Source organism: Sulfurimonas sp. hsl 1-7, from assembly GCF_030577135.1.
In the GTDB taxonomy this organism is placed as follows: Bacteria; Campylobacterota; Campylobacteria; order Campylobacterales; family Sulfurimonadaceae; genus Sulfurimonas; species Sulfurimonas microaerophilus.
In genome coordinates, this window is sequence record NZ_JAUIRR010000002.1 from 32261 (window position 1) to 46796 (window position 14536).

General features: G+C 36.9%; 17 protein-coding genes. 7 read left to right on the top strand and 10 right to left on the bottom strand.

Annotation, left to right across the window (positions count from 1 at the left end; all coding sequences use genetic code 11):
* Nucleotides 1–13 precede the first annotated feature (13 nt).
* Genes purS through crcB form a run of 5 tightly spaced genes read left to right on the top strand, consistent with a single transcriptional unit; the run spans nt 14 to nt 3004 of the window.
* A complete protein-coding gene (gene purS, locus QWY88_RS03740) occupies nt 14–253 on the top strand; it encodes a phosphoribosylformylglycinamidine synthase subunit PurS (RefSeq protein WP_304544233.1) in 240 nt (79 codons plus the stop codon).
* Entirely contained in the window at nt 253–927 is a 675-nt protein-coding gene (gene purQ, locus QWY88_RS03745; RefSeq protein WP_304544235.1) for a phosphoribosylformylglycinamidine synthase subunit PurQ, read from the top strand. Before purS ends, purQ begins: the two co-directional genes overlap by 1 nt.
* Nucleotides 924–1973 carry a hypothetical protein gene (locus QWY88_RS03750; protein WP_304544237.1) on the top strand — a complete coding sequence of 350 codons (1050 nt, stop codon included), beginning with the start codon at nt 924–926 and terminating at the stop codon, nt 1971–1973. The genes purQ and QWY88_RS03750 overlap by 4 nt, the downstream gene beginning before the upstream one ends.
* On the top strand, nt 1951–2649 hold the full coding sequence (locus tag QWY88_RS03755) for a lysophospholipid acyltransferase family protein (protein WP_304544239.1): 699 nt from the start codon (nt 1951–1953) through the stop codon (nt 2647–2649). The genes QWY88_RS03750 and QWY88_RS03755 overlap by 23 nt, the downstream gene beginning before the upstream one ends.
* Nucleotides 2618–3004 (top strand): fluoride efflux transporter CrcB, encoded by a 387-nt coding sequence (gene crcB / locus QWY88_RS03760; protein WP_304545296.1) that lies wholly within the window; start codon nt 2618–2620, stop codon nt 3002–3004. Before QWY88_RS03755 ends, crcB begins: the two co-directional genes overlap by 32 nt.
* On the opposite strand, the gene QWY88_RS03765 is transcribed toward crcB, so the two are convergent.
* A complete protein-coding gene (locus QWY88_RS03765; RefSeq protein WP_304544241.1) occupies nt 2994–3563 on the bottom strand; it encodes an ATP-binding cassette domain-containing protein in 570 nt (189 codons plus the stop codon). The two genes, crcB and QWY88_RS03765, sit on opposite strands and share 11 nt — an antisense overlap.
* 6 nt (nt 3564–3569) lie before the next feature.
* Complete coding sequence (locus QWY88_RS03770; RefSeq protein ID WP_304544243.1) at nt 3570–4265, bottom strand: dUTP diphosphatase; 696 nt, start codon at nt 4263–4265, stop codon at nt 3570–3572.
* Between the two features lie 118 nt (nt 4266–4383).
* Between QWY88_RS03770 and QWY88_RS03775 the strand changes: the two genes are divergently transcribed.
* On the top strand, nt 4384–4557 hold the full coding sequence (locus QWY88_RS03775) for a uracil-DNA glycosylase (RefSeq protein WP_304544245.1): 174 nt from the start codon (nt 4384–4386) through the stop codon (nt 4555–4557).
* On the opposite strand, the gene QWY88_RS03780 is transcribed toward QWY88_RS03775, so the two are convergent.
* The 4 genes from QWY88_RS03780 to ovoA are packed head-to-tail and all read right to left on the bottom strand — an operon-like array spanning nt 4544 to nt 8457.
* Entirely contained in the window at nt 4544–4957 is a 414-nt protein-coding gene (locus QWY88_RS03780) for a pyridoxamine 5'-phosphate oxidase family protein (RefSeq protein WP_304544247.1), read from the bottom strand. The genes QWY88_RS03775 and QWY88_RS03780 overlap by 14 nt on opposite strands.
* A complete protein-coding gene (locus tag QWY88_RS03785) occupies nt 4957–5175 on the bottom strand; it encodes a hypothetical protein (protein ID WP_304544250.1) in 219 nt (72 codons plus the stop codon). The genes QWY88_RS03780 and QWY88_RS03785 overlap by 1 nt, the downstream gene beginning before the upstream one ends.
* On the bottom strand, nt 5165–6349 hold the full coding sequence (locus tag QWY88_RS03790) for a PatB family C-S lyase (protein WP_304544252.1): 1185 nt from the start codon (nt 6347–6349) through the stop codon (nt 5165–5167). Before QWY88_RS03790 ends, QWY88_RS03785 begins: the two co-directional genes overlap by 11 nt.
* Nucleotides 6346–8457 (bottom strand): 5-histidylcysteine sulfoxide synthase, encoded by a 2112-nt coding sequence (gene ovoA / locus QWY88_RS03795; protein ID WP_304544254.1) that lies wholly within the window; start codon nt 8455–8457, stop codon nt 6346–6348. Before ovoA ends, QWY88_RS03790 begins: the two co-directional genes overlap by 4 nt.
* A 36-nt stretch (nt 8458–8493) precedes the next feature.
* On the opposite strand from ovoA, the gene pgeF reads away from it, so the two are divergent.
* A complete protein-coding gene (gene pgeF, locus QWY88_RS03800) occupies nt 8494–9189 on the top strand; it encodes a peptidoglycan editing factor PgeF (RefSeq protein ID WP_304544256.1) in 696 nt (231 codons plus the stop codon).
* Here pgeF and dxs read toward each other — a convergent pair.
* The 4 genes from dxs to fliF are packed head-to-tail and all read right to left on the bottom strand — an operon-like array spanning nt 9181 to nt 14528.
* On the bottom strand, nt 9181–11004 hold the full coding sequence (dxs, locus tag QWY88_RS03805) for a 1-deoxy-D-xylulose-5-phosphate synthase (RefSeq protein ID WP_304544258.1): 1824 nt from the start codon (nt 11002–11004) through the stop codon (nt 9181–9183). The two genes, pgeF and dxs, sit on opposite strands and share 9 nt — an antisense overlap.
* Before the next feature lies 1 nt (nt 11005).
* Nucleotides 11006–11779 carry a flagellar assembly protein FliH gene (gene fliH, locus QWY88_RS03810; RefSeq protein ID WP_304544260.1) on the bottom strand — a complete coding sequence of 258 codons (774 nt, stop codon included), beginning with the start codon at nt 11777–11779 and terminating at the stop codon, nt 11006–11008.
* 4 nt (nt 11780–11783) lie between these two features.
* Entirely contained in the window at nt 11784–12812 is a 1029-nt protein-coding gene (fliG, locus tag QWY88_RS03815) for a flagellar motor switch protein FliG (RefSeq protein WP_304544262.1), read from the bottom strand.
* Between the two features lie 6 nt (nt 12813–12818).
* Entirely contained in the window at nt 12819–14528 is a 1710-nt protein-coding gene (fliF, locus tag QWY88_RS03820; RefSeq protein WP_304544263.1) for a flagellar basal-body MS-ring/collar protein FliF, read from the bottom strand.
* Nucleotides 14529–14536: the final 8 nt, after the last annotated feature.

Below are 14536 nucleotides of genomic sequence, written 5' to 3' on the forward strand. Positions count from 1 at the left end.
GGAAAGAGAAAGAATGAAAGCAATTGTAAACGTATCTTTAAAACAAGGTGTATTAGATTCTCAAGGAAAAGCTGTACATCATGCATTAGGTTCATTACACTTCAACGGTGTAGAAGATGTTCGTGTTGGGAAACAAATAGTATTACAACTTCAAGAGACTGATAAAGAGAAAGCTATGGCTGATGTTACTAAAATGTGCGAAGAGCTTTTAGCAAACACTGTTATTGAAGATTACGAGATCGAGCTAGTATAATGAAAGTTTCAATTTTACAATTTCCAGGTACAAACTGTGAATATGATACACAGTATGCATTTGAAAAATTAGGTGCACAAACAGAGATCGTTTGGCATAAGTCAGAATCAATTCCGGCAGACACAGACCTATTGGTTGTTGCTGGAGGATTCTCTTATGGAGACTACTTAAGAAGTGGTGCTATTGCAAAATTTTCACCTGTTATGCAAGCTGTAAAAGAGTATGCTGACAAAGGTGGAAAAGTTTTAGGTATCTGTAACGGTTTCCAAGTTTTAACAGAATCTAGACTTCTTCCGGGTGCACTTAAAAGAAATGAAAACCTTCATTTTATTTCAAAACACCATCACCTAAAAGTTGAAAACAACGATAATACATTTTTGAAAAAGCTTGATAACGGTGATGTTGTAAATATACCTATTGCACACCATGACGGAAACTACTACATTGATGCAGACGGACTTAAAGAGCTTGAAGAAAACGGTCAAATTCTTTTAAGATATACAGATGCAGAAGGTAATGTACAAAACCCTAACGGAAGTGTAGCTTCTATTGCCGGTGTTTGTAATAAAAACAAAAACGTATTTGGTCTTATGCCACACCCTGAGCGTGCTATGGAAGCAGTTCTAGGTAGCGATGACGGTGTTAAAATGCTAGAAGGATTTTTAGAGTCGTGATCGTTAGACTACTTTTTATCCTCTCTCTCATTACTAGTGCTTTATTTGCAAACAAAGTAATCTACTTTAGCTATGATGAAGTACCCCAAAGAGTGATAAAAGGGCAAATCTTTGATGTGACGGTGAAAACACTCTCTACCGTCAAAGATTTTAGCGATATAAAATACGAATTTAGCGATCATAAGGGTATTCGTGTTTTAAATAAAGTACCCTACAGAGTAAAAAAGGGGAAGTTTTATTACGATACTTTTAAACTCTACCTTACATCTAGCAGAGCAAAGCTCCCAGATATCGAAGCATATCTTGTAAGTTCTCAAGAGTATGATTCTACTACAATCAAAGGGGATAAGTTAAACATTATTACACTTAATCCCCAAAGAGATTTTTCACATGTTATTGCAGATGAATTCTCTTTAAAAAACTACAAAACAACAAGCTATGACAACAAACATAACATTATAGTATTTAGCGCAACAGCTCAGAACTCTATGCTTAATGCTATGGAGTTTGAAAATGTCTATAAACAGGGACAAGAGTCTTTACAACAATCTCTTAAAAATGGAAAAATCACTTACTTTGTAGTAATTGATAAGAAATATGAAACATTTACATTTTCATATTTTAACCTCCTTGAAAATAAGTTTATAGACATTGAGATTCCTATTATTGTAGATGATGACAGTGTAGCGACACAAACAGATCTCAAACCGCAAAATCAATCACATGAAAAAGTAAAAATGTATATAGCTATAGCGGTTGCATTACTACTTGTAATTTTGATCTTATGGAGAAAAAAATATATCTATTTAATTTTAGTTATTTTCCCATTAGGATATATCTACTTCATAGCTACACCGCAACAAGAGATTTGTATAAAAAAAGATGCGTCTATCCACCTACTTCCGGTAGACAATGGAACAATTTTCGAAATTACGGAAAATCAAAAATATCTTCTCAAAGAGGGAAGTGTTAAAAACTATATAAAAGTTAGACTAGAAAACGAAAAAATAGGTTGGGTTAAAAATGAAGATACTTGCGCATATTAATTGGTTATTTGCAACAATTATAATATTTACCGCTCTAGCCTTATCAATATTATTCCACTTTATTCTACCAAGACCCTACCCTAGAAAGATTTCATCTTGGTTTATCCGTGTAACTACTTTTTTCCGCACTACAATTAAAGGTGAAGAGGCTGAAGATGTACAAATGTTTTTGGTTAACCATCAGAGTGACCTCGATATCGGCGTAATGGAAACTACAACAAAAAAAGACCTTGCTTGGGTAGCTAAAAAAGCTCTTTTTCACGTTCCTTTCTTCGGTCTTGCTATGAGACTTCCCGAAGATATTGAGATAGAGCGTGAAAGCAAGACCTCTCTTGTAAAACTTTTAAAAGCGACGAAAGACAGACTTTCAAAAAAGAGAGTTATTACTATGTTCCCTGAAGGTACACGCTCACGTACAAAGAGAATGCTTCCTTTTAAAGCGGGTGCGAAAGTTATTGCAGACAAGTACAAACTAAAAGTACAACCTGTCGTTTTAGTAAATACTGCAGGGTGTTATGATGTCAAAACTTTTTACTATATGCCTAAAAATATCAAGGTAGTTTTTTTAGAGCCATTTATTGCAGACAAAAGCGATCCTGATTGGTTAAATAATCTCCACGATACTATGCAAAAGGTTTACGATGATGAGTTGGCAAACGCTACTGGCAATAGGTAGCGGCGGTTTTATCGGAGCGGTTCTAAGAGCATACCTAAACGGTGTAATCTCGCATAAACTACCTCATGATCTTCCTTTTGGTACTTTGGGTGTAAATCTTTTAGGTAGTTTTATAATGGGGTGTTTAGTAGCTTATTTTCTCTATTCATCTCTTCCCGTAGCTTTTAAATCATTTCTCTCAACGGGGATACTCGGAGCTCTTACAACCTATTCAACATTTGCAATGGAGAGTTTTTTACTGCTTCAAGGTGGCAGCTTTGCTCTTGCTTTTGTAAATATAGCACTTAATCTTTTTGGTACTATTTTAATGGCGGGAAGCGGCTACTATTTAGTGAACCACTTTTTTAAATCTTAATAATCTCATCACTGCACCACTGAGCCAAATCCAAGTCGTGTGTGATGAGTAACATCCCCATCTTATCAAGGTGTTTTATTAGCATCTGCATTACATCTAACTGAATCACATTATCTAAAGCCGATGTGGGTTCATCTAAAAGTAAAAGATCAGGCTTCATTAACATTGCGCGGAGTATTGAAGCACGTTGCAGTTGTCCCCCTGAGAGTTTATGTGGTAATTGTTCTAAAAGTTCACTCTCAAGCTGTAATATATCTAAATAGCCTTGTAACTCATCAAGAGGTGCGACATCTTTAATCTGATTGATAATAGTATAGCTGGGATGAAATGAGCTATACGGGTCTTGAAATACCTGAGAGATTCTACTCGTTTTTACACTTCCCTTCAGAGGTTTGAGATTCCCGAGAATAAGTTCAAATACGGTACTTTTACCTGCACCGCTTGCACCTGTAATGGATTTGAACTCCCCTTTTTTTAAAGAGAGGTTGAGATCGGAAAATAAGATATTGTCCCGACTATACCCAAACTCTAAATTTTGAATCTCTAAGATATTATCCAAATAAAATCACTTTACAAAAGCGTGATATGCTTTCGCTAACTCTTTATATAAGGCATCAGGTTTAAGATCAGGGTTTTCTTCCCATAAACGTTTCATGACGACATTGTCCTCTTCACTTCCCCATACTTTAATATATGTGCCATCTTTATAACCATTATCTTGACGGAATTGATTCAAGATATTTTTCCCTACATAGAGGCGATACAATGTATCTAAATTTAATCCGCTCATACTTACTAGTTCAAAGAAGTCGGCTAAAAGAGTATCTAGTGCTAAAGTCTCTCTAGATAATGCAATACTCATTATCTCTTCAACTTTTTGCATCACGGCACTATCTAATGCAAACTCTCCAGAGTCACTATTTTCTATTGTTTGAAGACTCTCAAGCTCTGAGATCATCATAGCTATATCTTCGATACCGCCCTTCATCTCTTGATCGTAATTCTCTATCGCCAAAGACATGATGAAATGCCATACATCTACTACTTCAATTTGTAGGTTATCCCAATCCGGTTCTTGATATATGTTTTTCCAGTGTTTCCAAGAAAAACTGTCAATCATCTCTGCACACTCCATATATATACAGCGTCTCCAGTTGATCACTTTATTGTTTTTTGTAAGACCTTTAGTCCACTCTTCACCATTGGTAGCATCGTTTAATTGATTTTGTAGTTGTAACATTAAAAGAATTTTACTGTTCATTGCATCTCTCATCTCATTTAATAGACTTCTTATAAACTTATAGGCGAGTTGCGTCTATATGTTTATAAGAAGTTCGCAGTTTTATTGTACAATACCGTTGATAAAAGAAAGTATAAGTATGAAAAGAATTAACTGTAGAAGATGTGAATATTATTTTGTAACTTGGGAAGCGAATCAACCCCATGGATGTAAAGCATACGGATTTAAGTCTAAACAGCTTCCATCTATGGTTGTGTTTTCAAGCAGTGGTGTCCCTTGTAGCCTCTTTCAAGAAAAACCTAGGGCCAAATAACCTTTTTACCAAACCCCAAACGATTATCAGTCAATTTAAAAAAATCAACTTCAATATTCCAAAGTTTCGGATTTAAAGCCAAAGCGTAAGGGAACTGCTTAAAGTATAAACGGCTGAACTCTTTTGAGCTGTTGGCTTTAAACATCCCTCTAAACTGTAGACCTTGGATCTTTCCAACCTCTTTTGTTTCAAGTAAAATATTTCCCGCTACTTTATTGTTTTGTCGTATCTGTTCTATATGCAGTGTATCATCACTGCTTGCGACGACAAAGACTCTTTTTGCTTTATCATACGCATAAAAGAGGCTGCAAGCACTCACAGATTCATGACCACATGTAGCAAGTGTCATGACATGATGCTGCTCTATAAACGCCTCTATCTTTTCTAAATCTTGTGTCATTAGATCGTATGAAGAACTTTTTCCAATGCTACCGCATCAGTGATATTGCGTTTGTTTAACATCATTTGACCGATATCATCCTCTTTTAGAGCATCAAAAATATCATATGGATTTGTCATATTGTAGTAACTTTTCATAAACTCCAAAGTTATTTCAAAATTGTCATTTCGTACGCTGTATTGTTTATGCTCTTTATATGCATCCCAATCAATGTTCATTCTCTTTTTTCCTTTGTAAAGCATTTTCAAGCTGTGTAATTATTTGCGCCATTTTAGCAGATGAGACGGCAAAATTCAAGCGCATATAACCACTCCCCTCTTTCCCAAAACTAAGCCCTGCATTGAGTCCCAGTTTTGCCTCTTTTACAAACCATTCCCGTAATTCTTTATTGCTTAGATTCATTTTCCTGCAATCCAACCATGCCAGATAGGTACCCTCGATTGGTGTGAGTTCAATATACTCTTTATATTTTTTCGATAGTTCAAGCAACATCTCATAGTTTTTATAAAGATGCAGTTTTAACTCTTGAAGCCACTCTTCACCGTTGTTATAAGCACTCTCAAACGCAACATGGCTCAGTACACTCCCTTGTGCAAAATGGACGTTATCATACGCTTTTTTAAACTGCTCCCGTAGGTTTTTGGGTACTACAATACTACTTACTGCAAAACCGGCCATATTAAATGTTTTTCCCACACCGATAGCCGTTATCACTCTTTCATCAGCAGCTTCCAACGAAGTAAGAGGAATATGTTTGCTTGGTTCATATACAAGGTCACAATGTACCTCATCGGCAAAAATAATAATATTGTTCTCTTCACAAACTTTTAACAAAGATTCTAGTTCCTCTTTTTTCCAAACACGACCAACCGGGTTGTGTGGGGAAGAGAGTAAAAGGAGTTTTGTATTTTTTGTGATCTTTGCCTGTAAATCTTCAAGGTCAAAAGTATATGTGCCGTCCTCTAAACATTTGAGAGGATTTTTCACTACTTTTCTCTCCATATGTACCGGTGCATGAAAAAAAGGTGGATAGATAGGAGTTTGCACAATCACCTCATCCCCCTTATTTGAAAAAGCCTCGATCACAACCTGCATAGAAGCTACAACAGAGTGGGAATAAAACATCCCCTCAAGATCGTACTCTATCCCATGATGTTTCCTCATCCATCTTATCTGTGCTTCAAAAGCGCTTTTTGGAAACTCTTCATATCCAATTACAGGGTGCTCAAGCCTTTTTTTGACACTCTCCAACACAAAATCGGGTGTATCTATATCCATGTCAGCTACCCAGGCAGGAAGCACATCTTCGGTTCCGAAAAGCTCCTCTCTTAAAGTGTATTTTTCTGCGTTCGTACCACTTCGATCGGCAGAACTTGTAAAGTCATAACTCAAATTTTTCTCCAAACACTTGCTTCTGAAATCGTGTGTTGATATTTTCTCTTTGTTTCAGGGATCACAAACTCCAGATCCTCTACTCCTACTAGTTCAAACTGATCTTTTAAAATCTGTTTCAAACTTTCCAATGTACTCACTTCTTTGCCTTGGCTGTCATAATATCCGCCAAGCCACAACTCTTTACTTGTTGATTCTTCCTGCCATGTATACGGGGATGTAATGATGAGTATCCCCTCATCGTTTAACCTGTTTGGGATATCCTCTAAAAAAAGTTTAGGATTATACAATCTATCTATGAGATTTGTTGCAAGGATTAGATCATACCCTTTAAAACGGGGCTTTAAATTACATGCATCACCCTGCCAAAAACTCACTTTATCTTTGAGTGTTTCATATCCTAACTCTTCAATAGTTACAATTTTTTCTTGAACTATCTCACCCTCTTGTTTTACCTTATAGGCTATTTTCCCATCCTCTTGGAGTTTACTCCCAACACCTACAAAACGAACAGAGAAGTCTATCCCCTCTACGCTGTTAAAAGTTTTTGCCAGCTCGTAAGTTGCCCTTCCTGTTGCACAACCTAGATCAAGTGCTTTTTCTTTATTTATTGCATATTTTTTTGCGAGTTTTGCACAAGAGATTGCAAAGTTTTCAACTCCAAAATGAGTCTCTCCGTATTGAAACTCACAATACTGCGAAACTAGTTCATCCGTCTCATAAATATTTTCATCACCCTCCCCGTTTTGAGAGATTACATATCGAAAACCAGCATGCTGAAAGAAATGTCTTCTAAAAGCATAACGGGAATGCTTCATAATAAGGTTTCCCGTACTTGCAAAAGAGGAACCGAGTATCAAAGCGTGTTTTTCATCAAAAGTGGGTGTTGAAAAATCATCATATGCTTCATATGGTGTAAATCCTTCAAATCCTCGAATAGGCGTACGGCTCCATTGCCACACGTTCCCTATAAGATCATAAATAATACTTCCGTTTTTAAGAGAAAAACTAAACTGATCGACAGGACAAGATGAAGCATAGTGGTAAAAGTTAATATTTGCACTGCTTTCATGCAACTCAGGAATATCTTTGAGGTTAGATAATTTGTAAATAGCCATATACTCAGCTTCACTCGGCAAAGTGTAATTTCTTCCATCCTTTTGCGATTTATAATTACAAAATGCCTCAGCTTCCAATCCATTAACATCTACAGGCCAATTAAGCGGGAGCGGGATTATCTTTGTCAATGCTCTGTAACTCCATCGATCTCCATCTTTATTCCAGAAATGGGGATGTTTTGCACCACTTCGTTTTAAAAATTCTCTCCCCTCTTCACTCCAATACTCATCTTTTTCATATCCGTCCGCTTCTACAAACTCTAAAAACTCTCCGTTGCTTACCAGATATTTTGCAACTTCAAACCCTTTTACATCCTCTTTGTAACTTCCATACTCATTATCCCAACCATATAAGTTATGTTCATAAGTTTTCCCTAGGTGAACTTCAGAGCCATCAATATGGATCATCTCGTTTTTTACATTTTTTCCACTATATTCACAGATATTAAAAGTGTCATTTTCTAAAATAGCTTCTATAGGCATTTGACGGTGTAATACAGAAGATGTTTCTATGTGGATACGCTCATGCTCAATCCCCATCAAAATAATCCACATAGGGGAGTTTTGTGTAATAGGCAGAGTAAATTCCAATGTATCGATCAGAGTATTCACTAACTCTCGCACTTTTACTCTGTATGCCCGAACCTCGTCAACTTTCGGCCATTTATAGTTTGACTCATCCATATCATCCCAGTTCATCTCATCAACACCTATGGCGAACAGTGATTCAAACTCCGGATTTATCCTTTGTTCAATTATCTTCATCAAAATAAGTTTATTAATAAAAAAAGTAGCAGTATGACCAAAATAAAAGATCATAGGGTGGCGTGTAGGTTCAGATTTTTTATAAAAAACCGTTTCATCTTTTAAAACTTCAAAAAGCTTTTCAAAAAGATCATAACTGTTGTTGAAATATCTCTTTATCTCCTGCCGTTTATCCTCTATGCTATCACCATCCAAAGTTGGTGGAAAAAGACTCAATCTACTCACAACTACACACCCCTCAATTTTTGTTATAATCATTATATGAAATTAAATCAAAAGCCTTTATTAATTTTTACCGATAAAACAGATGGTAATGTTGCTTTTCATGTTGGGGACAATATAGAAAATGTTATAGCTAATCATCAAGCCTTGGCAAAAAAATATAATTACGACCATACAAAACTTGTACATATGAAACAGATTCACTCCGATATCGTTCATGTGATCGAGGATAGTAATGATTTTAACAATCCCCCTACTTGTGATGCTTTGATTACAGATAAAAAAAACATCCCTTTAATGGTAATGGTAGCAGATTGCAGCCCCATTGTATTTTACGATCCTTTTAAAAGTGTGATTGCAGTTGCACACTCAGGGAGAGAAGGTACATTTCAGAACATTACAAAAAATGTGATCGAGAGTTTTCTTAACCTATATGATTCAAAGATTGACGACATTGAAGTGACAGTCGGTCCTGCTATTGGAGTTTGTTGTTACGAGGTTGGTAAAGAGATTGCAGATGAAGCAAAAGATCTTGGACTGTCCTTTGCGATCGAAAAAAATAACGGCAGTTACTATCTTAATATTCCTGCTATTTTAAAAAAACAGTTTGAAGATTTAGGGATTAGTAACTACAGTATCTCAACTGAGTGTAGCTGCTGTAATACTGACAGATACTACTCATACAGAGGTGAGGGACAAACTGGACGTTTTAGTGCTGTGGCAGAGTTACGATAACTCTTTTACCCTCTTTGCCAGTTGCTCAGGAAGCAACCCTAAAGATTCCTCAACAAGTTTTGTATTTCCGTGAGTGATAAACTTATCTTCATACTCAAAACTTACCACTTGCACATCCTGAATAAACTCTTTTGCTAAAAACTCTGAGATTGCACTGCCAACCCCTCCCATTTTTGCACTATCTGAAAAAACAAACCACTTTTTATGTTTAGAGGCCAGATTTTTCAGCATCTCTTCATCTAAAGGTTTCACAAAGCGAAGGTCCAATAGTGCTACATTTTTCTCTAAAAATTTTGCTGTTTGTGCTGCACGCCCTACACCGTTACCGTATCCGATGAAAAGAGTATCCCCTTCACTCGCTTGTAAAAGTTGAGATTTAGCCAATTCAAACGGTTTTGATTCAGGTAACTCTTCAGACTCTATAAATGCACCTCTTGGGTAACGGATAGAACACGGATGTTGATAGTTGTGTGCAAAGCCCATTGCCTGATGAAAACTTTTTTCATCTCTTGGAGCTAAAAGTGTCATGTTTGGGATAGCACGAAGATAAGAGATATCAAATGTACCCTGGTGTGTTTCACCGTCTTCACCTACAATTCCTGCACGGTCAAGTGTAAACACTACCGGTAGATCCATCAAACAAGTATCGTGAATCACTTGATCATACGCACGCTGCAGGAATGTTGAGTAGATCGTACAAAAAGGTTTAAACCCCTCTTTTGCAAGAGCTGATGCCGAAGTCACAGCATGCTGCTCAGCGATCGCTACATCCCAAAAACGTTCAGGATATTTCTCCATTAAAGGTGTTAAACCTGTTCCACTCGGCATAGCAGCAGTAAGCCCAACCACTTTTTCATCTTTGTCGGCCAAATCCATTAACGCTTCAGTATAGATCTGTGTAGCTGATTTTGCAGAAGATTTCTTTGCACTGTTTCCGCTGCTGATATCAAACGGCCCTACTCCGTGCCATTTTTCCTCTTGCCCTTCAGCTATCTCATACCCTTTACCTTTTATGGTTTGTGCATGGATAATCACAGGCTTTTTGAGGTTTTTTGCCGTTTGAAAAATATCTATAAGCTGAGAAAGGTTATGCCCGTCAACAGGACCGATATAATCGATTCCCATCTCCTCAAACATAATTCCAGGAGTTACTAGTTTTAACGATTCTTCCATACGCTTAGCTATATAACGGGCACCTTCACCAAAGTTATCTACAAAGTTTTCGGTATGTTTTTTAAACCTTTGATAAAAAGGGCTTGCCATTGCAGAACTAAGCATTCTACTTACCGCCCCGATAGGTTTTGCTATAGACATCTCATTATCATTTAAAATGATTACCATCGGGTATTTACGATCACCGAGTTCATTCAGTGCTTCATACACCATACCTGCAGTCATCGATCCGTCACCGATCATAACTACGGGTACACGTTCATCCTGTTCATTTTTTAGAGAAATCGCTTTTGCGGCACCTACACCTAAAGAGATAGATGTCGAGCTGTGTCCTGCTACAAAGTAATCATCGTCGCTTTCACTTGGTTTTGTATAACCGCTCAGTCCGCCGAAAGTTCTTAAAGAATCAAACGCTTCCCATCTTCCCGTTACTAATTTATGTGCATACGCCTGATGTGATACATCAAAAATAAACGGATCTTTTTTACTGTCAAATACCTTATGCATAGCGACAATAAGTTCAGTTGCACCGAGTGTTGAGCTTAAATGACCCCCATTTTTACTTACAACTCTTAATATCTCTTCTCTTATATCACCACAAAGAGCCTCCAGCTCTTCGATGCTTTTTTCTTTAATGTTCATTTTACTCACTTAAAGCTGCTTTTTTTACTCTTTCAAATCTTTTCTGGACCTGTGCATCAATATTACCGGCATCGCTAAGTACTATGACACCGCCTTCACTTATTGCATTATCTGATAACACTGTTATATTTTCTAAGTTACCTAGATGTTGAGATATTACACTATGATCTTTAGGATTTACTTTTAGGGTAATTTTAGAAGCACCTTGTAAATCTTTTATAAGTTCATCAGACAGTTTTTTTGCTATCTCACTTGAGTTTTCTGAGACCTCAACTTTTATTACCTCTTTAGCTATGTCAAGTGCTGCCAATACCAACTCGTTTTTCAGTGACTCTATTGATGTTTTAAATTCGTTCGACGAATCTTCCAGTTTTTTAATTGATGTCGTATAGAGTTCTACAGTGTTTTGTACACCGGATGCCAATTGTTCCTGAGCCTGTTTCACACCAGTTTCAAGTCCCTCTGCAAACGAGTCCTCTTTTGCTTTTTGAAGCTGAGCTTGGAACTCTTCCTCTTTTGCTTCAAGTTTCATCTGCAGTTTAATAAAGTTTGATGACATCTCATCAGTTTTTTTCATCAAAGATTCGATCAAAGAATCTTTTGTATTATTACTTAAAGCACTTGAGTCAACTTTTTCATCTGTTAACTGTGGCTCTATATTTACTTTTGGTTCCTCTTTGATCTCTTCATCTTTTGCACCAAAAGCGATCACTTTAAAATTGTATTTATTTACATTGTGTTTTTCAATAGACTCGTTTGAAATTACCGTTGCCATAATTTTACTCGACCATCTCTTCAGTTGAACCCATTTGGATACTGCCTGATTCAGCAAGCTGGTTAACAGCTTCAACAATTTTTCTCTGAGCCGCTTCAACATCTTTCATTTTAACAGCACCCATAAACTGCATCTCTTCATCAAATGCTTCTTGTGCTCTTTCACTCATTGCAGAGAAGAATTTCTCTTTTAACTCTTCAGGAGCAGATTTGAGTGCTAACATAAGATCTGCTTTATCGATCGCTTTTAAGATCTCGGCAATAGCATTTTTATCTAAAGTAACAATATCTTCAAACGTAAACATCATCTCTTTAATTTGAGTCGCTAATTCTTCATCAACCTGTTCAATTGTTGCAAGTGTTGCTTTAGAACTTTTTGCACCTAAACGGTTAAAGATATCTGCAACTGCACGCGTACCACCAACTTCAACTTTGTATGAAGCAAGAGATTCAAGTTTTGATTCAAGTACGGCAGATACACGTTTAATAACCGATGGAGAGATATCACCAAGTTTTGCCATTCTCATAGCAACTTCACTTCTTAGATCATCCGGGAAGAACTGTAATGTATCGGCAGCTTCAGTTGAATCCATATGTGCCAGAATAAGAGCAATAGTTTGAGGGTGCTCGTTTAAAATAAAGTCCGAAAGCTGCTGCGGCTTAATTTTTGAAAGATATGCAAAGTTTTGTGTACTCTGCATAGACTTACTTAGTTTATCGAGAACTTTTTTTGCTTCTTCTGGACCAAGTGTTCTGTATAATAGCTCACGAGCATACTCAAGACCACCGGTAGTAAGATACTGACCCGATTGAAAAATGGCATGGAACTCTTCTAAAATCGTCGTAGCCAAAGCTCTGTCTATACTTTTATTTACCGCAATAAATTTAGAGATCTCAGTAATTGCTTCTACATCCATATTTGAGAATATTGCAGCAGTAATCTCTTCACCAAGTTGTAAAAGTAAAATGGCAATCTTCTCTGCCATCCCCATCTCATCGAATGCAGCTTGTTGTTGTTGTGATAATTTTGCCATTTCTATCTATCCTTGTCTACGGTGTGGAAGATCAGCTTCTTCTGATAAAAGTGCTTGAAGAAGTGCTGCAACATTTACCGGCTCATCTTCAGCCATCACTCTTACTTTTTCAAGAAGTACTTCATGTTTGAGTTCATCTTCATTGAGTGTACCCGTAATACCAAGTTGATCTTCAACTTTTTTACGCATACTTTGTACTTTTTCAACTAAGTCGTCATCTTCATCTTCTTCTAGATCCAATTTCGGTCTCTCAAGCTCTTCATCCTCTTTAGAAACCTCTAACATACGATCCGCAAATGGAACAATCGCTTTTTTGTATACAATAAAAAGAAGCAGTAATACAAATACATACTTAAACAGGTCGGCAAAAGGTGCTAGATATGTTTCACTAAACTTAATCACCTCAGTTACTTGCGTAGCAGAAGGATCTTTTGCTTCTCTTTCAAACTGTAAGTTTTGTACACTTATCAAGTCACCCCTGTCAGTATCTATACCGATAGAACGACTTGCAAGTGAAGTTAATGCATTTATATCAGCTTCATCGAGTGGAGTGTATTCTGTTTCACTAGTAAACTTACCTTCATCATCTAATTTATACTTGTATTTTCCATCTACCAAAACAGCAGCTGTAACTCTTTTAATACGAGCAAATTGAGACTTAGTCGTACTTACAGTTTTTCCAACTTCATAGTTGGTTGTCCCTGAATTTTTACTATATTTTTCAGTAGTTTTATTTGACTGAAGCCCTTCAACAGGTCCGATATTGCTAACAGTTCCAGGTACTCCGCCAACAACGTCAGGTGACATCCCCTCACGTTTTTCTTCACTTACCTGTTCACTTCTAACTACATTTTCAGGATCATATTTTTCACTTGTAGAGCTCTGGATAGAGAAATCGTAATCGATTGTTACCTGTGCTACAACTTTATCTTTTCCGCCGACAAAAGGAGCAACAACTTCAACAATTTTATTGCGAAGTTTCCCCTCCTCTTTAGTTTTATAGCGTTGTTGTACCACAGAGAGTTCATCCATCTGTCCCATCTCATCATCATCACCCAATGTGACACCGTCGCTGCTTACGACCATAACATTTGATGGATCGAGTTTAGGTACTGCAGAAGCTACAAGATTTTTAATTCCTCTTATTTGTTTGTGTGAAAGTGTACGGTCGCTCTCAAGTTCAACCATAACAGATGCAGTAGGCTGTGACTGTTTAGAAACAAAAAGGGTCTCTTTGGGAAGTGCCAGGGATACACTTGCATTTTTAATAGGGGCAAGTGCATTGATAGTACGTGAGAGTTCCCCCTCTAACGCACGAAGATATTTTACATCCTGATCAAACTTTGTTGCACCGAACTCTTGCGTATCAAACAGTTCAAATCCAACAACATTATCTTTTGGTATTCCCAAAGATGCAATAGAGATTCTTTCTTTGTACACAACATCACGAGGCACTTTTATGATATTGTTATCTTCAAGTTTATATGGGATCTTATCTTGTTCAAGCTGCTCGATTACTTTTGCAGCATCTTGTGAACTAAGAGAATCAAACAGAACCTCATAAGAGCTTAAACTTGAGTTTCGAGAAGTATATGTTACAAGAAAAATCAAAAATGCAACAATCCCAAAAACCGCAAAAGCTATAATAGCTTTTTGCTGCTTTGTCAATTTTGCATATACAACCGATAACTGTGAGAAAAGTGCCTTAAAGTCCATTAAATATT